Raw genomic sequence first — 18,434 nt, forward strand, 5'->3', positions numbered from 1 at the left:
GCAAGCTCGCCTAAAATAATTGCTCGGATTCAGCACCGGGGAACGCCATCGCCACTTCAAAACCTATCTGGGACATCAGCCCAGCCCTGTCCGCACGGACCCCCGTGTGGCCGGGCGACACCGCCTATAGCGCACAAGCCACCTGGGAAATCGGCGGCGGCTGCCCGGTGCATGTCAGCCGGATCACGCTTTCCACCCATACCGGCGCCCATTGCGATGCACCCAGCCATTACGATGCACAGGGCCTGTCTATCGACCAGGTCGCTCTGGATGCTTATATCGGCCCCTGCCGAATCATCCATTGCATAGGCGTTGCACTGGTCACGCCGCAGCACGTTGCTCACGCCTTGGCCAACATTCCACCGCGCGTGCTGCTGCGCACTTACGCCAGCGCGCCGCAACAGCAATGGGATCCAGCGTTTGCAGCGGTAGCGCCGGAAACCATCGCGCTGCTGGCGCAACACGGAGTGCGCCTGGTCGGCATCGATACGCCATCGCTCGATCCGCAGGAATCCAAGACCATGCTGGCGCACCACGCCGTCAGGCAGCATGGCATGGCGATACTGGAAGGCATCGTGCTCGATGCGATTGACGACGGCGACTACGAGCTGATTGCCCTACCCCTGCGCCTGGCCGGCATGGACGCCAGTCCGGTGCGGGCGGTTTTACGCCCCCTTTCACCTTCAGGAACACTCCCATGACAAACAGTAGCCGTGCAGCTTGCCAAGCCCTGGATGCAGACGATCCGCTGGCGCCGCTGCGAACCTTGTTTGACCTGCCGCCAGGCGTGATTTACCTGGACGGCAATTCGCTGGGCGCGCGCCCACACGCAGCGCTGCAGCGCGCGCAGCAAGTGATCCAGCAGGAATGGGGACACGACCTGATCCGCAGCTGGAACAAGGCCGGCTGGTTCGACCTGCCGAGCCGGCTGGGCAACAAGCTGGCGCCGCTGATCGGCGCCAGCGAAAATGAAGTGGTGGTCACGGATTCCACTTCCATCAACCTGTTCAAGCTTCTGGCCGGCGCCTTGCAGATCCAGGCCGGCAGCCGCAAGGTGATCGTCACCGAACGCGACAATTTTCCAACTGACATCTACATGGCGCAAGGCCTGACCGAATGGCTGGACCGCGGCTACCGCATCCACCTGGTCGACACGCCGCAAGAGCTTGCCACGGCGGTGAACGCGGAAACCGCGATCCTCATGCTGACCCACGTCAACTACCGCAGCGGCCACCTGCACGACATGCATGCCGTCACCCAAGCCGCGCAAGAACAAGGCGCGCTGGTGCTGTGGGACCTGGCGCATTCGGCCGGCGCCGTGCCGATCGACCTGCACGCGGCAAATGCCGACTTTGCCGTCGGCTGCACCTACAAATACCTCAACGGCGGCCCCGGCGCGCCGGCCTTTGCCTGGATCGCGCCGCGCCACCACGCGCAGTTCCGGCAACCGCTGAGCGGCTGGTGGAGCCACCAGGCGCCGTTCACCATGCAACCCGCCTTTGCGCCCGGCGAAGGCATACGCCGTGCACTGTGCGGCACCCAGCCGATCGTATCCCTGGCGATGGTGGAATGCGGGCTCGACGTCTTCGCCCAAACCGACATGCAAGCCTTGCGCCGCAAATCGCTGGCGCTGACCGACCTGTTCATCGCTCTGGTCGAAAGCCGCTGCGCCGGCCTCGGCCTGGCGCTGGTGACCCCGCGCCCGCACGAGCAACGCGGCAGCCATGTCAGTTTCACCCACGTGCACGGCTACGCCGTCATGCGCGAACTGATCGCGCACGGCGTCATCGGCGATTACCGCGAACCGCAGGTGATGCGCTTCGGCTTCACGCCGCTGTATACGCAGTTCACCGATGTATGGGATGCCGTCAGCATCCTGCGCCGGATCCTGGCTGACCAGGATTATGAAATCGATGCGCAGCAAGAAGCTGTCACCTAATTACCCAGGAGCCACGCAATGGAATGTCCTTACAAACCCAACGAATCATGGCATGGCGCAAAGATGGAGTTCGGCGAGAACATGAGTTACGGCGACTACCTGGCGCTAGACCAGGTATTGTCGGCGCAGCGGCCGCTCTCGCCCAACCACAATGAAATGCTGTTCATCATCCAGCACCAGACCAGCGAGCTGTGGATGAAGCTGATGCTGCATGAACTGCACGCGGTGCGCGCGCAGATGCGCAGCAACGACTTGTCGCCCGCCTTCAAGATGATGGCCAGGGTAGCGCGCATCATGGACCAGCTGGTGCACGCCTGGGATGTGCTGGCGACCATGACGCCGCCGGAATACACCGCGATCCGCCCCTATCTCGGCCAGTCGTCCGGTTTCCAGTCGTTCCAGTACCGGGAGATCGAATTCCTGCTGGGGAACAAGAACGCCGCCTTGTTGCAGGTGCACCAGTATTCGCCGGAATCGTATGCACGGCTGCAGGATGCCTTGCAGCAGCCGTCGATCTACGACGAAGCAGTGATGCTGCTGGCGCGCGCCGGCCTGGCGGTCGATCCGGCCCGCCTGAGCCGCGACTGGAGCCAGGCCACCGCTGCCGACCATTCGGTGGAAACAGCCTGGCTGGCGGTGTACCAGGCGCCCGACACGCATTGGGAGTTATACGAGCTAGCCGAAAAACTGGTCGATCTCGAAACCGCGTTCCGCTACTGGCGCTTCCGCCACCTGACTACGGTGGAACGCATCATCGGCTTCAAGAAAGGCACCGGCGGCACCGAAGGCGCCAGCTACCTGAAGATGATGCTGGACGTGGTGCTGTTCCCGGAACTGTTTTCGCTGCGGACTTCTCTCTGAACTAGCGCAGGTTACGTCCCCGCGTTGCGCTTTGCCACTCGCGTGCGCACGTCCTGCACATCGGCCGGATCGCAGCGCAGTTCCAGCAGCTGGTTGACCGCAATCTCGTCAGCCAGCGAGGTCGCCGTCACTTTGGCGCCGAAAAAATCGGCGTCCAGTCCGAGCGCATTGCAGATGCGTTTGCGGCCCTGTTCATCCTGCGGCAACTGCAGCACCACCGTCAGGAAGTTTGCTGCTACGCTGCCCTGCGCCGCATCCGGCAAAAGCTGGCGGACCGCGGCCGGCTCCGGCGCAACTTGCGCAGGAAATCGCATTTGCTGTTCCTCGGCGATTTCATCCACCGTCACCAGCACGCTGCTGTGCGGCCCCGGCCACTTCTTGACGCCGCCGATCACGGCCGGCGCGCCGCCGCTGACCTCGTATTCAGTCTCGGAAATCTTCTCATAATGAAACGGCTCCCAGGCCGGATCGCCGTGCTTGCGCATCGCCACCGCCTCCAGCACCTGGCTGGCCGGCGCGCCGTTGCCCAGCATGCCAACCGTGCCTAGTCCCGCATCGGCTGTTGTATCTTCCATCTCGCTTACCTCATCTGTCTAGAACGAACTGCCGGCCCGGTTTTGCCTGTGGCCTGCCTGGACTATAGACCACTTTGCAGACACCGGCAGCTTTGCCAGCAAAGCGGTGGAGTGTAACGGCTGTGCCGCGAAACCGGCAAGCCATTGCAGGCAGTCGTCAAGATATCAGCGGCGCCGGTTTCCGGTTAGGCAGCAGCACACAGAGCGCCGCGCCGAAAATCAGGCCAAACCCGAGCATATCGGCGTGGCTGGGGTGTTCTCCCAATAGCAGCACCGCCCCGGACACGCCGACCACCGGCACCAGCAGCGTACCCAGCGCCGCAGTGCCGGCGGGCAGCTGGGCGATGATGCGGAACCATAGGATGTAGCCCAGCGCCATGCCGAAAAAAATGTGATACCCAAGCGCGCACAGCACCGCTGCATGCAAAGGCCCTGGATGCGGCATGCCTTCGAACCACAGCAAGCCGGTCAGCGCCGCCAGGGCGCCGATCAGCAGCTGCCAGGCGGCGATCGCCAGCGGCGCCGCGGCGATCCTGGCCCATTTCATGTACACGGTGCCGGCGGCCCAGGTTAAAGCGGCGGCCAATGCATACTGGATGCCCGGCGGCAAACCGCCGGCAGCCAGCGGCGCGATCAGCACCGCCAGGCCCGCCGCCCCCAACGCCAGGCCGGCACAGCGCATGGTGTCCAGCCGTTCGCGCAGCACCACACAAGCCATCAGTGTCGCCCACAGCGGCATCGAATAAGTGATGATGGCGACGCGCGAGGTCGCTGCCCCGAGTTGGGCAAATGTCAGCAGGATGTTGAATGCCGCGATATTGAGCAAGGCTGTCAGCAAGACATGCAGGCGGTCGCGGCCAGCCGGAATATGCAAGGCCCGCCAGCCGCGGCCTGCCGCCAGGGCCAGCGCAAACAGCGTGCCGGCGGCAACGCCCAATCCGACCGTGCGCAAGGTCCACGGCGAGACTGCGCCCAGCGACACCTTCACTGCCGGCCAGTTCAAACCCCACACCACGCCCAGCAAGATCAGCAGGGACTTGGCTTTGGCGCTAGCCGACACGGCGTTCTTCATGCTTTCACGGACGGTCTCTCTGCCTGCCAGCTGGTGTCAGGATCGAGCGGATAGATCGGCCGGCGCACATTGCGGATCGGGAACAGCTTGAAATTGGAGCTGGTCGGGCCGCCGCTGTCGGAGTCGCATTCTTCCAGGCCTTTGCTGATCGGCACGAACACCGGACGGCAATACATGCGCGATTTCAGGATCAGGTAAGTTTTGCTGGCCGGATCCAGGCCAAGGCTGGTGAACACGCCGAGATCGTAAGGTTCCACCCGCTCTTCGGTCACCACGATCTGCGCCGCGCCGATATCAAACAGCACGCTTTGCCCCATCTGCATGGTGGAGCCGGTATAGATCGGCCCACTCACCTGGAAGCGGCCGTCGCTCACTGCCAGCACCGTGCCGCTCAATGTCAGCGGCGTTTTTTCTATGCCCTGCGCCAGCAGCGCCACCTTGTTGCCGAGCCTGATCGTGGCGCGGCCGCCGACACCGACGGTGACCAGTTCGGCCACTGCTTCCGGATCACTGACCGGCCCCACCGCGATATCGGCCATTCCCGCCGCCAGCGCCGCTTCCAGCACATCCATGGTGTTGCAGGTGCCGCCCGACATGGCGTTGTCGCTGTGGTCCAGCAGCAGCACCGGTCCCTGCCCCGCACCCGCCGCCATTTCATTGGCGTGCGCCAGCGATTGCGACAAGGGCTGGCTGTCATACACGAAGTCGGCACGCTCGTTCCATATGCCGCCAGCAATGCGTGCGGCGACGCGATCGCCCAGCGCTGCATCGTTATCGGTCACCACAACCACCGACATTCCTGCATCGCGGAAATCGGACAAGGGAAAACCAGCCAGCACCGATACCGCCAGCACGCCTGTCTCGGACTCGGCAGCTTTTGCCGCCTGCACCGCGCGCTGCATCGCGCTGAGCGAAGTGTTGCTGGTCAGCGTCGCCGACAGCAGGGGCAGCTGGCGCCAGCCGAGCAGTGGACGGCATTTCCCTTGCAGCATGTCGGCCAGCAGCCGGCCGGCATGGGCGCCGGTCTCGTACATGTCGATATGCGGATAGGTCTTGAAGCTGACCATGATGTCGGCGTTCGCCACCATTTTTTCAGTAACGTTGCCGTGCAGGTCCAGCGCCACACAAAGCGGAGTCTGCGGCGCGATCTTGCGGATTCTTTCCAGCAGAACACCTTCGCCGTCTTCCGCATTTTCAGCCACCATGGCGCCGTGCAGGTCCAGCATGATGGCGTCGCAGCCATCTTCCACCGCGCGTACGATAGCGTCGCTCATCACGGCGTAGGCATCCGCGGCCACGGCGGCGCTGGGGCTGGCCATGGCCGCCAGCGGCGTGACGATGTCCGCCCCCAGCGCTGCCGCCACATCCAGGAATCCGCCCATGGCGGTGCGCGCGCCCTTCTGGTCGAGGAAGGCGGAGGCGCTCCATTGCGGTGCGAATGCTTCCAGCGGCGTCGGGATTGGAGAGAACGTATTGGTTTCGTGGTTCAGGCGCGCAACAACGATTTTCAAAGGCATGTCCTTATCCTCGGGTTTCATTTGGCGACAACGGCGCTGGCCAGCATCGCATGCAGCAGCACGTTGGCGCCGGCTTCCAGGTGTTCCGGCTTGGCATCTTCGATTTCATTGTGGCTGACGCCATCCTTGCAAGGCACGAAGATCATGCCGGCCGGCGCCACCCGCGCTGCGTAGATGGCGTCATGGCCGGCGCCGGAAACCACGTCCATGGTGGCGTAGCCCAGCATGGCGGCCGCTGCGCGCACCTGCGCCACGCAATCCGGATGGAACGGGCAAGGCGGGAAATAAGAGACGCGCAGCAGTTCTATGGCGAGGCCAGTTTCCGCCCGGGTTCTGGCGATATAGGCATCGAGATCGGCGTTCATGCCGTCGAGCAGGGCATCGCTGACGTTGCGCAAATCGATGGAGAACTTGACCTGGCCGGGAATCACGTTGCGGCTGTTCGGCAGCACCTGCACCGCGCCTACCGTGCCGCGGCCGTAAGGTGGATAGCGCCTGGCGATCGCCACTACTTCCTGCATGATGTAGGTCGAGACCTGCAGCGCATCCTTGCGAATTTCCATCGGCGTCGGCCCGGCGTGCGATTCGAAACCGGTGACGGTGCAGTCGTACCAGGCCAGGCCCAGCACGGCCGGCACCACGCCGATCACGGTGTCGGCGTTTTCCAGCACCGGCCCCTGTTCGATATGTGCTTCGTAATAGGCGCCTATCGGATGGTCGCCGCTCTTCTGTTCGCCGATATAACCGATGTGCTGCAGTTCATCCTTGACGTTCTTGCCTTCGGTATCGGTCGCCGCATAAGCATGCTCCAGGGTGAAAGCGCCGCAGAACACGCCCGACCCCATCATGACCGGCACGAAGCGCGAACCTTCTTCATTGGTCCAGACCGCGATTTCAATCGGCGCCTCGGTTTCTATCTTGTGCTGGTTCAGCGTACGCACCACTTCCATGCCGGCCAGCACGCCGTAGTTGCCGTCGAACTTGCCGCCGGTCGGCTGGGTGTCGATATGCGAGCCGGTGACCACCGGCGGCAGCGCATTGTTGCGGCCCGGCCGGCGCATGAAGATATTGCCGATCTGGTCTACCGTGACGCTCATGCCTTCGCTTCTGGCCCAGGCGCTCACCAGGTCGCGCCCCTGCCTGTCGAGATCGGTCAAGGCCAGGCGGCATACGCCGCCTTTTTTTGTGGCGCCAATGGCGCCGAGTTCCATCAGCGAACGCCACAAGCGGTCGCCGTCTATACGCAGATTGTCGATTGTTGCATCTGTTTCCATGTGCTTGCTCCGTAAATTGCAATAGCGTCGCGCGATCACGCCGCGAGATTCACGCCCAGGTAGCGGTCCTTGGCATTGTCGTCCGCCAGGAAATCGGCATTGCTGGCGCTGTACACCACACTGCCCTGCTCCAGGATGTAATGGCGGTCCGCCAGCTGGGTGCAGACTTCCAGGTTCTGTTCGACCAGGACGATCGACATGCCGGTGGCCTTGATCAGTTTCAGCTGCGCCACGATTTCATCGACGATCACCGGCGCCAGCCCTTCCACCGGCTCGTCCAGCATCAGCACCTTGGGATGGGTCATCAGGGCCCGCCCTATCGCCAGCATCTGCTGTTCGCCGCCCGACAGCTGGCCGCCGCCGTTCTTCCGCCGCTCTTTCAGGCGCGGGAAAATCTTGTAAATGTCCTGCAGCTGCCAGGCTGATTCGCGCCGCGCCGCCATGGTCAGGTTTTCTTCCACCGTCAGCAGTTTGAAAATGCCGCGGTGCTCGGGCACCAGGCAGACGCCGCGCATCGCGATCTTGTATGAAGCCAGGCCGGCCAGGTTATCGCCCTGGAACAGCACCTTACCCTGCGCCGGCCGCAGCACGCCGACAATGCTCTTGAGCGTGGTGGTCTTGCCGGCGCCGTTGCGACCCAGCAGCGTCACCACCTCGCCTTCGGCGACGCTGAGCGATACGCCTTGCAGAATGTGGCTTTTGCCGTAGTAGCTATGGATCTGTTCGATCTTGAGTATCATGCGCGGCCTCCGGTAATCATGCTGCCAAGGTAAGCGCGGCGCACGCGTTCGTCGTTGCGGATGGCGTCAGGCTTGCCTTCGGCCAGCACCTGACCCTGCTGCATTACTGTGATGCTGTCCGAAATATCCATCACGATATCCATGTTGTGTTCGATCAGCAGTACGGTATAGCTGTCGCGCAAACCGTGGATCAGCCGTTTCATCTCGGCGATGTCGTCGATGCCCATGCCGGACGTCGGCTCGTCCAGGAAAATCACCTTGGGCCGCCCCGCCATGGCCATGCCGACTTCCAGCCGGCGCTGCTGGCCGTGCGACAGCTCGCCCGTAATGCGTTCAGCGACGCCATGCAGGTTCAGCTGCGCCAGTAGGCTGTCGGCCAGTTCGCAAGCGGCTGGCAGCGATTCCGCTCGCTGCCAGGGATTGAAGGCTTGCGCCGGCCGTGCGCCCTGCGCCGCCAGCCGCAGGTTTTCGCGCACGCTCAGGTTGGGGAACAGGCTGGTCACCTGGAACGAGCGCGCCAAGCCTTTGCGCACTCGCTTGTAGCCAGGCAGGTGCGAGACTTCCTCGCCCTCTACCAGGATGCTGCCTTCACTGATCGGCGTGCTGCCGGTCAGCGTATGGAACAAGGTGGTCTTGCCGGCGCCGTTGGGGCCGATCACCGAATGCACGGTGCCCGGCATGATGTCCAGCGTAACGCCGTTGACCGCGGTGAATTTCCCGTAGCGCTTGGTCACCTTCACTGCCTTGAGGATAGGAACTGTCATGCTCATTTCTCCTTGAGCGAGTTGCCGTTCAACGGCTCGGCATCGGTAACCGCTCCCTGCCGCCCGAACTTTTGCAGCAGCGACTGCGCCACACCGTACAAACCCTTGTGCATGTACAGACTCACGCCGATCAGCAGAAAGCCGAGCAGCATCAGCCAGCGCGGCCACAGGCTAGACAGCCAGTTGCCGGCCAAGACATAGAACGCCGCACCCAGCACCGACGCAAACAGGTTGCCGGCGCCGCCGATGACGGTCATCACCAGGATCGATTCGCTGGCGTGGTACTCGATGTTGGACAAAGGTGCGATGCCGGTCATCACGGCATGCAGGCCTCCGGCCAGGCCGGTGACGGCGCCCGAGATCACGAATGCCACCAGCTTGAACATGGTGACGTCGTAGCCGACCGCGGCGGCGCGCGTCTCATTGTCGCGTATCGCCAGCAAAGTGCGGCCCAGCACCGAGTCGACGATGCGTTGCAACAGCCAGAACACAAACACGAAGATGACGGTGACCAGGCTGTAGTATTGCCATGGCGTACCTATCGTCATCAGCTTGGCGCCGAACAGGCTCAGGTCCGGCCGCGGGATATTCAGCAAGCCGTTGTCGCCGCCAGTGACATCCTTCATGGTGTAGGCGAGGAAATAAAACATCTGCGAGAAAGCCAGCGTCAGCATCACGAAATAAGTGCCGCGCTGGCGGATCGAAAACCAGCCCACCAGCAAGGCAACCAGCGCACCGGCCAGCATCGCGACCAGCAACGCCGGCAGCAGCTGTACATGGAGATGCAGCAAGGCCAGGCCACTGGCGTAACTGCCGATGCCGAGGAAAATTCCCTGGCCGAACGACATCAGTCCGGTATACCCAAGCAGCAGATTGCAGCCCAGCGCCGCCAGCGCAAAAATCAGGACTTCAGTCGCCAGCGTGCCGGAACTGAGCGTCAGCGGCAGGATCAGGACAGTAGCGATCACCAGCAGGGTGAAGCGGAAATGGATGAGGTTTTTCATGGCATCTCCTCAGCTGGCGCGGCCGAACAGGCCGTTTGGACGCAGCAGCATGACTGCCGCCATGGCGATGTATATCGTCAGGTGCGCGCCCTCCGACCAGATTGTGCTCATCAGGCTTTGCAGCACGCCAACCAGGATGCCGCCGGCCAGCGCGCCGAAGAAACTGCCGAGGCCTCCGATCACCACCACCACGAAGGCAATGCCCAGGGCCTCCACGCCCATGAACGGTTCGACGCCGCGGATCGGCCCCGCCAGCGCCCCGGCCAGGCCGGCGGTGGCGGCGCCGAGCGCAAACACCAGGCTGAAGATGCGGTCGATATTCAAGCCCAACAGCCCTACCATTTCAGTGGACTCGCTGCCGGCGCGCACGATCGATCCCAGCCGCGTTCCTTCCAGCACCCACCACAGCAGCAAAGCCATGAGCGCAGTAAAGGCGATCACGAACAGCCGGTACTTCGGATAGACAAAATCACCGACAATCACCACACCTTGCAGCAGATCAGGCGGCGAAATATTGTTGCCCAGCGGGCCCCAGTAGGAAATCACAGCTTCCTGCAGCACCAGCGCCAGGCCGACCGTGAACAGGATATGGAAGTGATGCGGTAGCTGATAGATATGCCGCAACGCGAATTTCTCGATCAGCCAGGCGAATAGGCCGACCGCCAGCGGCGCGAACAACAGCGTCCACCAGAAATTCATTCCCATTTCACCCATCTGGAAACACAGGTAGGCGCCAAGCAGGAAAAATGCGCCATGCGAAAAATTGACGAAGCGCAACAAGCCGAACACAATGCTCAAGCCCACTGCCAGCAGAAAGTACAGCATGCCGATGCCGACGCCGTTGACGATTTGCAGCAGATATATATTCATGAAACCTCAATCTTCGTAAGCAGACGGATCCGCCGCGCCGCTGCAGGGTCGCCTGCAGCGGCAATTCGATGTGTTCAGGCGAGCTTGCACATGGTCTTGTCCAGCGGCAGGAACGACTTGCCAAAGGAAACGATATCGGCATAGTCGTTCTTGTTGCGCATCTTCGATTTCGGTTTGCCCTTGAGCAGATAGTAGTTCTTGATCACCTGATGGTCGCCCTTGCGGATTTCTTCGGTACCGGTGAGACCTTCGTACTTCATGCCTTCCATCGCTGCAATCACCGCTTTCGGATCCGCACTGTTGGCCTTGACCATGGCGTCCAGCATGATCTTGGTGCAGATGTAGGAACCGGCCAAGCTGTAGTTGGGATCGATCTTCAGGCTGGTATTGACGTATTGCACGAATTCCTTGTTGAACGGCGAATCTATGCCGTGCCAGTATTGCGCGCCGAAATACACGCCGTCGCAAATATCCGCGCCCAACGCTTCAAACTGTTCCAGGCCGGAAGCCCAGGCCACCAGGATGGTCATGTTGTTTTTCATGCCGAAGCTGACTGCCTGGCGCAGCGCATCGGATGACTGTGAACCGAAATTCAGCAACAACAGCACATCGGGCTTGGCTGCAATCGCATTGGTCAGGTAGCCGCTGAATTCTTTTTCAGCCAGTGAGTGGTAGCTGTTGCCGACGTGCTCGATGCCCTTTTCCTTGAAGATCGCCTTGGCCGCATTGAGCAGGCCGTCGCCGAAGACATATTGCGGCGTGATGGTGTACCAGCGCTTCGCCTTCGGCAATTTTTCCAGCAAGGGGCGAACGGTTTGTTCAATCGCGCCGAAAGTCGGCACCGACCAGCGAAAGGTCGCGCGATTGCATTCGCTGCCGGTGATTTCGTCGGCGCCCGCGGTGGTGACAAAAATGCTGTTGGCTTTTCCTGCTTCCTTGCCCATCGCCAGCGACTCTGAAGAAAGGATACCGCCGGCAAAAAAATGCGTTCCCTTTTCGATCGCTTCCTGCACCTTGCGCACTGCCGTGGCCGGTTTTCCTTCGGTATCGATTGCCGTGTAGCTGAGGCTCTTGCCTAGCACCTTGTTATATTTTTGCAGCACCAGCTTCATGCCCATGTCGGCATATTTTCCATTAGCGGCGAACGGACCCGACATCGGCACCGGACAAGCAAACTGGATCGCATCCGATTGCGCGAACACGTCGGAAAACGACAATGCGCCCGGTGCGGCGAGTGCGGAAAGCTTAAGAAAATCGCGACGATTGATCATATTCACATCTCCTGAAATGGCGGGTCATTGAAAGCTTGCATCGATGGTCGATGACGCAAGTTCTATGCCTGTAACGGAAAAAATTCCATCGTAAAACGTGGGGAAATTAATCTGCGAACGAGCTGAAACACGTTGTGTTTACAAGGGTAAACGCAACGTGGACATCATCGCAAAGCGATGATAAAAAACTCAATGACGATCAGGGAGATCGCGCCTGCAGTGGAACATGCTTGCTGAAAAACATGGTGTCTCCTCCTGGGTTGGCTGCTGCTTGCTGCTTTATATTTTTTGTATTTTCTTCTTGCTGCACTCACATATTTTCATACGCGACATTTACCGCTCGCCATGCAAGCCCATTACATGCAGGGGCCGACAGCGGACGGAGCGAAGGCGAGGCAGGACAATTCGTGGCAGCGCACCGTCCGCAAGGAACAGGATGGCTTGATTATTGCGAAATACCAGCGCAGATATTAGATACACTTTTGAATTACATGCAAAACTGTACTGACAGTCCTGGGGAACTGTACTGAAAACACTTAGAACGGTGATCAGCTTTGGTGCACAGCTCACCATGAAATGGCAAGCTGTGGTTCCGGGCATTCAAAAAGGATTGTCGACCTTCACCACCGGCGGCGCAGCCAGCACCGCGGGCAAGGTCCGCGACTCCAGTTCTTCCACCACCCGGTTGAGCAACGACTGCAGCGTCTTGGCTTGCTCCAGCCCACGCTGGTCCAGGGTCAGGTCGAGATCGCCGAACAGGCTGACCCGGTCCAGGCGATTCTCGACATTCAGCTTGCCGATGGTGAGAGTGGCGCTCTCATCCGAGAACGGGGTAAATTTAGACATGCGACCATCCTTTATGGATCAGGTTTGTGATGAAATTCAGCAACATTTTCAAGCCGTCGTTGAATAGCCTGGACAGCAAATCCGCTTCGATCTTCTTGACCTGGACAGCCGGCTCTTCTCTTTTTTCCGGAGCGCTCCTGCCGCCGTGCTGGCCTGCACCCGGCAATGCCATCGCCACATCCTTGATGCGCTTCGGCACGCCGGGCAGCAGATCGATGCGCAAGGTGTTTTCCAGCTGCGTGACCGACAAGGCCTGGTAACGGGAAGTATCTTCGTTCTTGATGAAGTAGGCGGCGGCCTGCTGCCTCCTCGGACTATAGACCACTTTATAGATATAAGTCGGCACCAGCACATTGCCGATCTTTTGCAGGTCCTGGCCGAGGAACGCCGGTCCGGTAATCACGTACAGCTCGCCGTCTTTCTCGGCCAGGCGCCGCACCGCGCTTTCGATCTCGGCCCAGACATGGCGGTTGTTCTGCGGATTCTGCGGGATCATGTTGGCCAGGCTGAAGCTTTCATACTGCGAAGTGCGGTTCGCCATGTCGCCGTTAGGGCTCATGTGGCCGCGGTCGAAACCGGAGCGCGCATAGTCTTTTAGCTCGGCGCGGCCGCTGATCAGCAGGCCGGGTTCGGGATGAAAGGAATTTTCGCGAGACAGCGTGCGGGCGGCGTCGATATTGCTGCGCGTCAGATGCTCGGCCGACCATAAAGGGGTGCGCGTAACGCCTGAGTGCATGACGGCAAAAGCCTGGTAGCACAACTCCTGGGTCTGGCGCGCCAGCTTGTCGTTAAGGATTTCAGGGGCGCGGCCGGCAGCGTAATGAGAGGGACAATCTGTGGCAAAAACCGTAGAACTGAAAAAGAAAAGCAGGAGGAAGATACGTAACTTGTGCGGCATTGCTCACCAAAAACTGTATAAATACACAGTATAAGGTTTAACTTAAATCGCTCCAAGCACTATCCCCGATTTCTCCCTGCTTTTAGTGCGGCGTGCGGAATTCGTTGGCTATCCAGGCGCTGGCGCTGCTTTGGCTGAGCTTGAAAGTCGCTGCCACCCGTACCTGCGCCAGCTGTTCGCCGTCGGCATCGTGAGCGGTCAGCAAGGCATAAGGAAAATCGTCGTCGGGAATGATGTCGAGCGTGACATTGAGCGTTGTTTCCCCACTGTCCACCACGATGCTCTTGTGCAGCATGGCGTGCAATTGCTGCTCGTGGCGGCGCACGAACTCCGAGGCGGTCTTGACCAGCGTGATGAAGGCCGAAGGGTCCAGCGGCTTGGGATTCTTCTTGTCGCGGCCCATGGTCCAGGGGCCGATCAGCGCCGGTTCCGGTTCGCCGTCCTTGATCATCGCTACCGCCCAGCCGTCGTCATCGTCGTTCTTGATGATGCGCGCGGTCCAGCCGTCGTCCTGCCACAGGCGCGGTTCCTGGATTTTCTGGTCGCCGGCGGCGGTTTCATCGTGGGCATCGTGTGCTTCGGGGCTTGCTGCGGAATGGTCTGTCATTGCGGATTGCTTCACTGCTGATGGAGGATAAGGAGGCTGGAACTAGCCCGAATTGTATAGTACAAAGCGCGGCGGCTCACTGGCGCCGGAATTGTTTGCGGTAGGCGGCGGGCGAAACCGAGAACGCGGAGGTGAAATGCTGGCGCAGCGACACGGTGGAGCCGAAGCCGACTATTTCGGCGACGCGGTCGATCGCCTTGTCGCTGGTCTCCAGCAGCCGCTGCGCCGCAGCCAGCCTGTGATTGAGCAGCCATTGCGATACCGTGGTCCCGGTTTTCATCTTGAAGCGGCGCGTGAAATTGCGCCGGCTCATGGCCGCCCGCGCCGCCAGCACATCCAGGCACAGCGGCTGCTCAAGATGTTCCATGGCCCAGTCCAGGGTGGTGGTGAGCTGGTCGCTGCCGCCGGTTGCCGGCAAGGGCTGTTCGATATATTGCGCCTGGCCGCCATTGCGGTGCGGCGCCACCACCATGCGCCGGGCGATGCGGTTCGCCACCTCGGCGCCATGGTCGCGCCGCAGCAGATGCAGGCAGCAGTCGATCGCAGCGGCGGTGCCGGCCGAAGTCAGGATGTCGCCGTCGTCCACGTACAGCACTTTCTGGTCCAGCCTGACGCGCGGGTATTTCCGCGCGAAATCATCGGCCCACACCCAGTGGGTGGAGGCCGCACGGCCGTCCAGTAGACCGGCTTCGGCCAGTACAAAAGCTCCCAGGCATAAACCGACGATCCTGGCGCCGCGCGCGTGCGCCTTGCGCAAAGCCTGCAGCAGGGCTTCGGGCGGACGCTCGTCGGGATCGCGCCAGGCCGGCACGATCACCGTATCGGCCTCCGCCAGCGCAGACAAATCATGCTGCACATCGATATTGAATCCCGACATGGTCGGGATCAGCCCCGCCTGCTCGCCGCATATCAGCAAACGGTAACGCGGCGCGCCCAGCCGGGCAAGGTCGTCGCCGAACACCATGCAGGGCACGGACAGGTGGAACGGGCTGATGCCCTCGAACGCGATCACCGCTACGGTGTGGGCTGTCTCGGGCGCAACCTCAGGAATATGGGCTGATTTCAACATGGCCCGATCCTATCATATTATGTCTATCGGGACACTTTCGCCGCCGACCTTGAAACCCGATACTTCGTCCTGTTCCGGCGCTCAATGCAGCGAGCCCAGGGAAAAGCAGAGATGAGCGACTGGCGTTCGTCATGCCCAATCAAACAGGAGCTTCAAGATGAACCACCCAACCATCCGCACCATCGCCGGCGCCGCCGCACCGGCCGCGATAGAGGCTGGCAGCACCGCCCTGCTGGTCATCGACTTTCAAAACGAATACTTCAGCGGCAAGATGCCGATTCCCGACGGCACGCGCGCGCTCGGCAACGCCCGGCGCCTGGTTGAATTCGCCGACCGGGCCGGCATTCCGGTATTCCATGTCCAGCATGTCACCCCGGCCGGCACGCCGATTTTTGCCGAGGACGGCGCCACGGTCCAGTTCCATGCTGAATTACAACCCGCAGCCCACCATACCGTGTTGCAGAAATCCTCCGTCAGCGTATTCCCGACCACCGACATCGACAGCCGCCTGAAGGCAGCCGGCATCAAGACCTTGATCATCAGCGGCCTGATGACCCACGCCTGCGTAGCCGGCGCGGCGCGCGATGCCGTGCCGCACGGTTATGAAGTCATCGTTGCCGACGACGCTTGCGCAACACGTGATCTCGATATCGCCGACGGCGCCGTGCTCTCGCATGCCGCATTGCATCGCGCGTCGCTGGCGACCATCGCCGACACCTTCGGCGCCATCGCGACGACCGCGCAAATCCTGCAACTGCCACTGATCTAAATAGCCGAAAGCATCCTGATGAGAATCGCATCCGCAATCCTGCTGTCCACCGCAGCGCTACTATTTTCCTCGCAACTGCAGGCAGAACCGACAGCAGGCGACAGCCAACCGAAACATGCAAGCAAGCTGGTTTCCTTGCCCGCGGCAGATTTGAAATGGGTCGAGATCCCCGGCACAGGCGGCATCAAATACGCCAACGTCCGCGGCAATCTCACCGGCAAAGGCCCGTATGAAGCATTTGTCATATTCCCGGCGGGTAAAGACAATCCTTTCCACACCCATTCGCAAAACCTGCCGACTGTAGTGCTGAAAGGAACGTTCTATGCCGTCATCGATGGCAAGCGCGTCGAATATCCAGCCGGCTCGTTCTATAACCTGCCCGCCAAGCTTCCGCATTACAGCGGGTGCAACAAAGGAGAAGACTGCTTGCTGTTCCAGTACCAGGCAGATCATTTCGACCTGGTGCCGCTGATTAAGAATAAATAATTAGGGTCAGAGTCGAATTATTTTCTTTCAGCTACTCGTCAGCTGCTCGTCGAATGCCACCGTAAGCACTCCGTAGCCCGTTAAATGGGGTCAGAGTAATTTTCGCAAAAGGCGCGAAAAAAAACTCTGACCCCATTTAACTGATTGGCAAGATTTGGGACGATTCCAGGGGTCGGGATTGTGAGAGGAATAAGTGGCATACTATGCGGATTGCAGGGCTGAATACCACTGAAAGGCGAAATGAAATGAAAAACTGGGTGCGTCTAAACAAGGGCTTCCTGCTATTCCTTTTCCTCTTTGGCATATTCCGCACCGCCGTCGCCGACTGGAACCCGATTCCGTCCGGCTCGATGCGTCCCAACCTGCTGGAAGGCGACGTGGTGTTCGTCAACCGCCTTGCATTCAACCTCAAAGTCCCGCTCACCAATATCGTCATCGGCCATCTCGGCGAACCGAAGCGCGGCGACATCGTCACCTTCTTTTCGCCGCTGGATGAAACCAGGCTCATCAAACGCGTGATTGCCCTGCCCGGCGACACCGTCGAAATGCGCGATGAAAAGATGATCATCAACGGCCAGGAAGCCAGCTACGCCATGCTGGGCAGCGCGCCGGAACCGCTGGACCATGGCGGCGCCCTGGTCGCCCTGCGCCTGAATGAAAAAATGGGTGCGGAACAGCATCGCATCCAGCTGCTGCCGCAAGTCAACGCCGACCGTAATTTCGGCCCGATCACGGTGCCGCAAGACCACTACATGATGCTAGGCGATAACCGCGACAACAGCGGCGACTACCGCCATTTCGGCTTCGTGCCGCGCGAGCTGCTGATCGGGCGCGCGGAACGGGTGCTGGTGTCGGCCGATATCAAAGGCAACTGGATGCCAAGGACCGAACGCTTCGGCATGCAGCTGCACTAACGCTTCGCTGCGCGGTTGCCGATGTTATGCAGCCGCTTTTCAATCAGTTCCGACATACCCTGCGCCGCAATCGAAAGAGAACGCTCTTTCTTTTTCACGATCAGGATAGGCCGCACGATGTCATGCGCATCGATCGGGATGCTGACCAGGTCCATGTGACGGAACTGGAACAAGGTCAGCTCCGGCACGATGCTGACGCCGAGGCCGGATTCGATCAAACCCGCCACCGTAGCCAGATGCTCCACCTCAAGGCCGGAATTCATCACCGATATGCCGCGCAACAGCAGCTCGACATGCTGGCGCACGCTGGTGGAGCGCGCCAGGTGTATCAGCTCGCAGCCGCTCAGGTCAGACAGCCGGATGCGGCGCTTGCCGGCCAGCGCGTGATCCTGGCGGCACACCAGGTAAAACGGATCGCTGCATAAGGTCTTGGTATCGAATTCGATCAGGCCCGATCCCGGCGCGGTCAAGGCAATATCCACCTTGCCCTGGCGCAGCATGGCAAGGCACTGGTCCGACAAGGCGTCGAACAGCTGCACCGTGATCCCGGGATAAGCCCGCTTGTATTCGGCAATCACCGCCGGCAAACCGTTCGCCGCCAGCGATGGCAAGGCAGCGATCGCAACCCTGCCCTTGCGCCTGGCAACATAGTCGCTCATGTCCGCAAACGCCGATTCGATATCGCTCACCAGCGAACGCGCCACTTCCGCGAACAGTTCACCCTCTGCGGTCAGCGTGACATTGCGCGTATCGCGCTCGAACAGCTTGGCGCCTACCGCCACTTCCAGCTTCTGGATCATGACGCTGAAGGCGGATTGCGACATGAAACAACGCTCGGCGGCATGGGTGAAATGCTTGCATTCCTGCAGCGCCAGGAAGGCGTGCAGCGAACGGGTGGAGATATTGAGTTTCATCGATTAATCCGTTTTTACGATCAATCCATCGAAAAAATTCATTT

General features: G+C 60.7%; 20 protein-coding genes. 6 read left to right on the forward strand and 14 right to left on the reverse strand.

The genetic code is table 11. From position 1 onward, the window contains the following. Positions 1–47 precede the first annotated feature (47 nt). From kynB to kynA, 3 genes are read left to right on the forward strand one after another with little or no spacing between them, the layout of a single operon-like run. Complete coding sequence (kynB, locus tag JWQ61_RS09070) at positions 48–701, forward strand: arylformamidase (protein ID WP_304360265.1); 654 nt, start codon at positions 48–50, stop codon at positions 699–701. Continuing rightward, positions 698–1,939, forward strand: coding sequence for a kynureninase (kynU, locus tag JWQ61_RS09075; RefSeq protein ID WP_304360236.1), 1,242 nt, complete (start codon positions 698–700; stop codon positions 1,937–1,939). The genes kynB and kynU overlap by 4 nt, the downstream gene beginning before the upstream one ends. 18 nt (positions 1,940–1,957) lie before the next feature. Then, positions 1,958–2,800: a tryptophan 2,3-dioxygenase gene (kynA, locus tag JWQ61_RS09080; protein ID WP_304360237.1), complete on the forward strand. Its 843-nt coding sequence runs from the start codon at positions 1,958–1,960 to the stop codon at positions 2,798–2,800. An 11-nt stretch (positions 2,801–2,811) separates the two neighbouring features. Here kynA and JWQ61_RS09085 read toward each other — a convergent pair whose 3' ends face one another. The 13 genes from JWQ61_RS09085 to JWQ61_RS09145 all read right to left on the reverse strand — a co-directional run bounded on the left by JWQ61_RS09085 (position 2,812) and on the right by JWQ61_RS09145 (position 15,307). Next, positions 2,812–3,375 carry a hypothetical protein gene (locus tag JWQ61_RS09085; RefSeq protein ID WP_304360238.1) on the reverse strand — a complete coding sequence of 188 codons (564 nt, stop codon included), beginning with the start codon at positions 3,373–3,375 and terminating at the stop codon, positions 2,812–2,814. A 157-nt stretch (positions 3,376–3,532) separates the two neighbouring features. Next, a complete protein-coding gene (locus JWQ61_RS09090) occupies positions 3,533–4,447 on the reverse strand; it encodes a DMT family transporter (RefSeq protein ID WP_304360239.1) in 915 nt (304 codons plus the stop codon). Next, positions 4,444–5,964 (reverse strand): M81 family metallopeptidase, encoded by a 1,521-nt coding sequence (locus JWQ61_RS09095; RefSeq protein WP_304360240.1) that lies wholly within the window; start codon positions 5,962–5,964, stop codon positions 4,444–4,446. Before JWQ61_RS09095 ends, JWQ61_RS09090 begins: the two co-directional genes overlap by 4 nt. A gap of 17 nt (positions 5,965–5,981) precedes the next feature. Next, on the reverse strand, positions 5,982–7,238 hold the full coding sequence (locus JWQ61_RS09100; RefSeq protein WP_304360241.1) for a Zn-dependent hydrolase: 1,257 nt from the start codon (positions 7,236–7,238) through the stop codon (positions 5,982–5,984). 35 nt (positions 7,239–7,273) lie between these two features. Then, positions 7,274–7,978 (reverse strand): ABC transporter ATP-binding protein, encoded by a 705-nt coding sequence (locus JWQ61_RS09105; protein ID WP_304360242.1) that lies wholly within the window; start codon positions 7,976–7,978, stop codon positions 7,274–7,276. Continuing rightward, on the reverse strand, positions 7,975–8,742 hold the full coding sequence (locus JWQ61_RS09110; protein ID WP_304360243.1) for an ABC transporter ATP-binding protein: 768 nt from the start codon (positions 8,740–8,742) through the stop codon (positions 7,975–7,977). Before JWQ61_RS09110 ends, JWQ61_RS09105 begins: the two co-directional genes overlap by 4 nt. A gap of 2 nt (positions 8,743–8,744) precedes the next feature. Beyond that, the gene (locus tag JWQ61_RS09115; protein WP_304360244.1) at positions 8,745–9,746 is read right to left on the reverse strand and encodes a branched-chain amino acid ABC transporter permease; all 1,002 of its coding nucleotides are present in this window, start codon (positions 9,744–9,746) and stop codon (positions 8,745–8,747) included. A gap of 9 nt (positions 9,747–9,755) precedes the next feature. Next, positions 9,756–10,616 (reverse strand): branched-chain amino acid ABC transporter permease, encoded by an 861-nt coding sequence (locus JWQ61_RS09120; protein ID WP_304360245.1) that lies wholly within the window; start codon positions 10,614–10,616, stop codon positions 9,756–9,758. Positions 10,617–10,690: 74 nt separating this feature from the next. Then, positions 10,691–11,887, reverse strand: a complete 1,197-nt coding sequence (locus JWQ61_RS09125; protein ID WP_304360246.1) for an ABC transporter substrate-binding protein — start codon at positions 11,885–11,887, stop codon at positions 10,691–10,693. 600 nt (positions 11,888–12,487) lie between these two features. Then, positions 12,488–12,733: a hypothetical protein gene (locus JWQ61_RS09130; protein ID WP_304360247.1), complete on the reverse strand. Its 246-nt coding sequence runs from the start codon at positions 12,731–12,733 to the stop codon at positions 12,488–12,490. After that, entirely contained in the window at positions 12,726–13,631 is a 906-nt protein-coding gene (locus tag JWQ61_RS09135) for a DNA/RNA non-specific endonuclease (RefSeq protein ID WP_304360248.1), read from the reverse strand. Before JWQ61_RS09135 ends, JWQ61_RS09130 begins: the two co-directional genes overlap by 8 nt. An 82-nt stretch (positions 13,632–13,713) precedes the next feature. Next, entirely contained in the window at positions 13,714–14,238 is a 525-nt protein-coding gene (locus tag JWQ61_RS09140) for a hypothetical protein (protein WP_304360249.1), read from the reverse strand. 76 nt (positions 14,239–14,314) lie between these two features. After that, positions 14,315–15,307 (reverse strand): GlxA family transcriptional regulator, encoded by a 993-nt coding sequence (locus tag JWQ61_RS09145; RefSeq protein ID WP_304360250.1) that lies wholly within the window; start codon positions 15,305–15,307, stop codon positions 14,315–14,317. Between the two features lie 157 nt (positions 15,308–15,464). Here JWQ61_RS09145 and JWQ61_RS09150 point away from each other — a divergent pair, with 157 nt between their 5' ends. From JWQ61_RS09150 to lepB, 3 genes are all read left to right on the forward strand, one after another. Further along, the gene (locus JWQ61_RS09150; RefSeq protein WP_304360251.1) at positions 15,465–16,076 is read left to right on the forward strand and encodes a cysteine hydrolase family protein; all 612 of its coding nucleotides are present in this window, start codon (positions 15,465–15,467) and stop codon (positions 16,074–16,076) included. Between the two features lie 18 nt (positions 16,077–16,094). After that, positions 16,095–16,562, forward strand: a complete 468-nt coding sequence (locus JWQ61_RS09155) for a cupin domain-containing protein (protein ID WP_304360252.1) — start codon at positions 16,095–16,097, stop codon at positions 16,560–16,562. 245 nt (positions 16,563–16,807) lie between these two features. After that, complete coding sequence (gene lepB / locus JWQ61_RS09160) at positions 16,808–17,476, forward strand: signal peptidase I (RefSeq protein ID WP_304360253.1); 669 nt, start codon at positions 16,808–16,810, stop codon at positions 17,474–17,476. On the opposite strand, the gene JWQ61_RS09165 is transcribed toward lepB, so the two are convergent. Further along, positions 17,473–18,390 (reverse strand): LysR family transcriptional regulator, encoded by a 918-nt coding sequence (locus JWQ61_RS09165; RefSeq protein ID WP_304360254.1) that lies wholly within the window; start codon positions 18,388–18,390, stop codon positions 17,473–17,475. The genes lepB and JWQ61_RS09165 overlap by 4 nt on opposite strands. Positions 18,391–18,434: the final 44 nt, after the last annotated feature.

Source organism: Collimonas fungivorans, assembly GCF_028292705.1.
Classification (GTDB): domain Bacteria; phylum Pseudomonadota; class Gammaproteobacteria; order Burkholderiales; family Burkholderiaceae_D; genus Collimonas; species Collimonas fungivorans_B.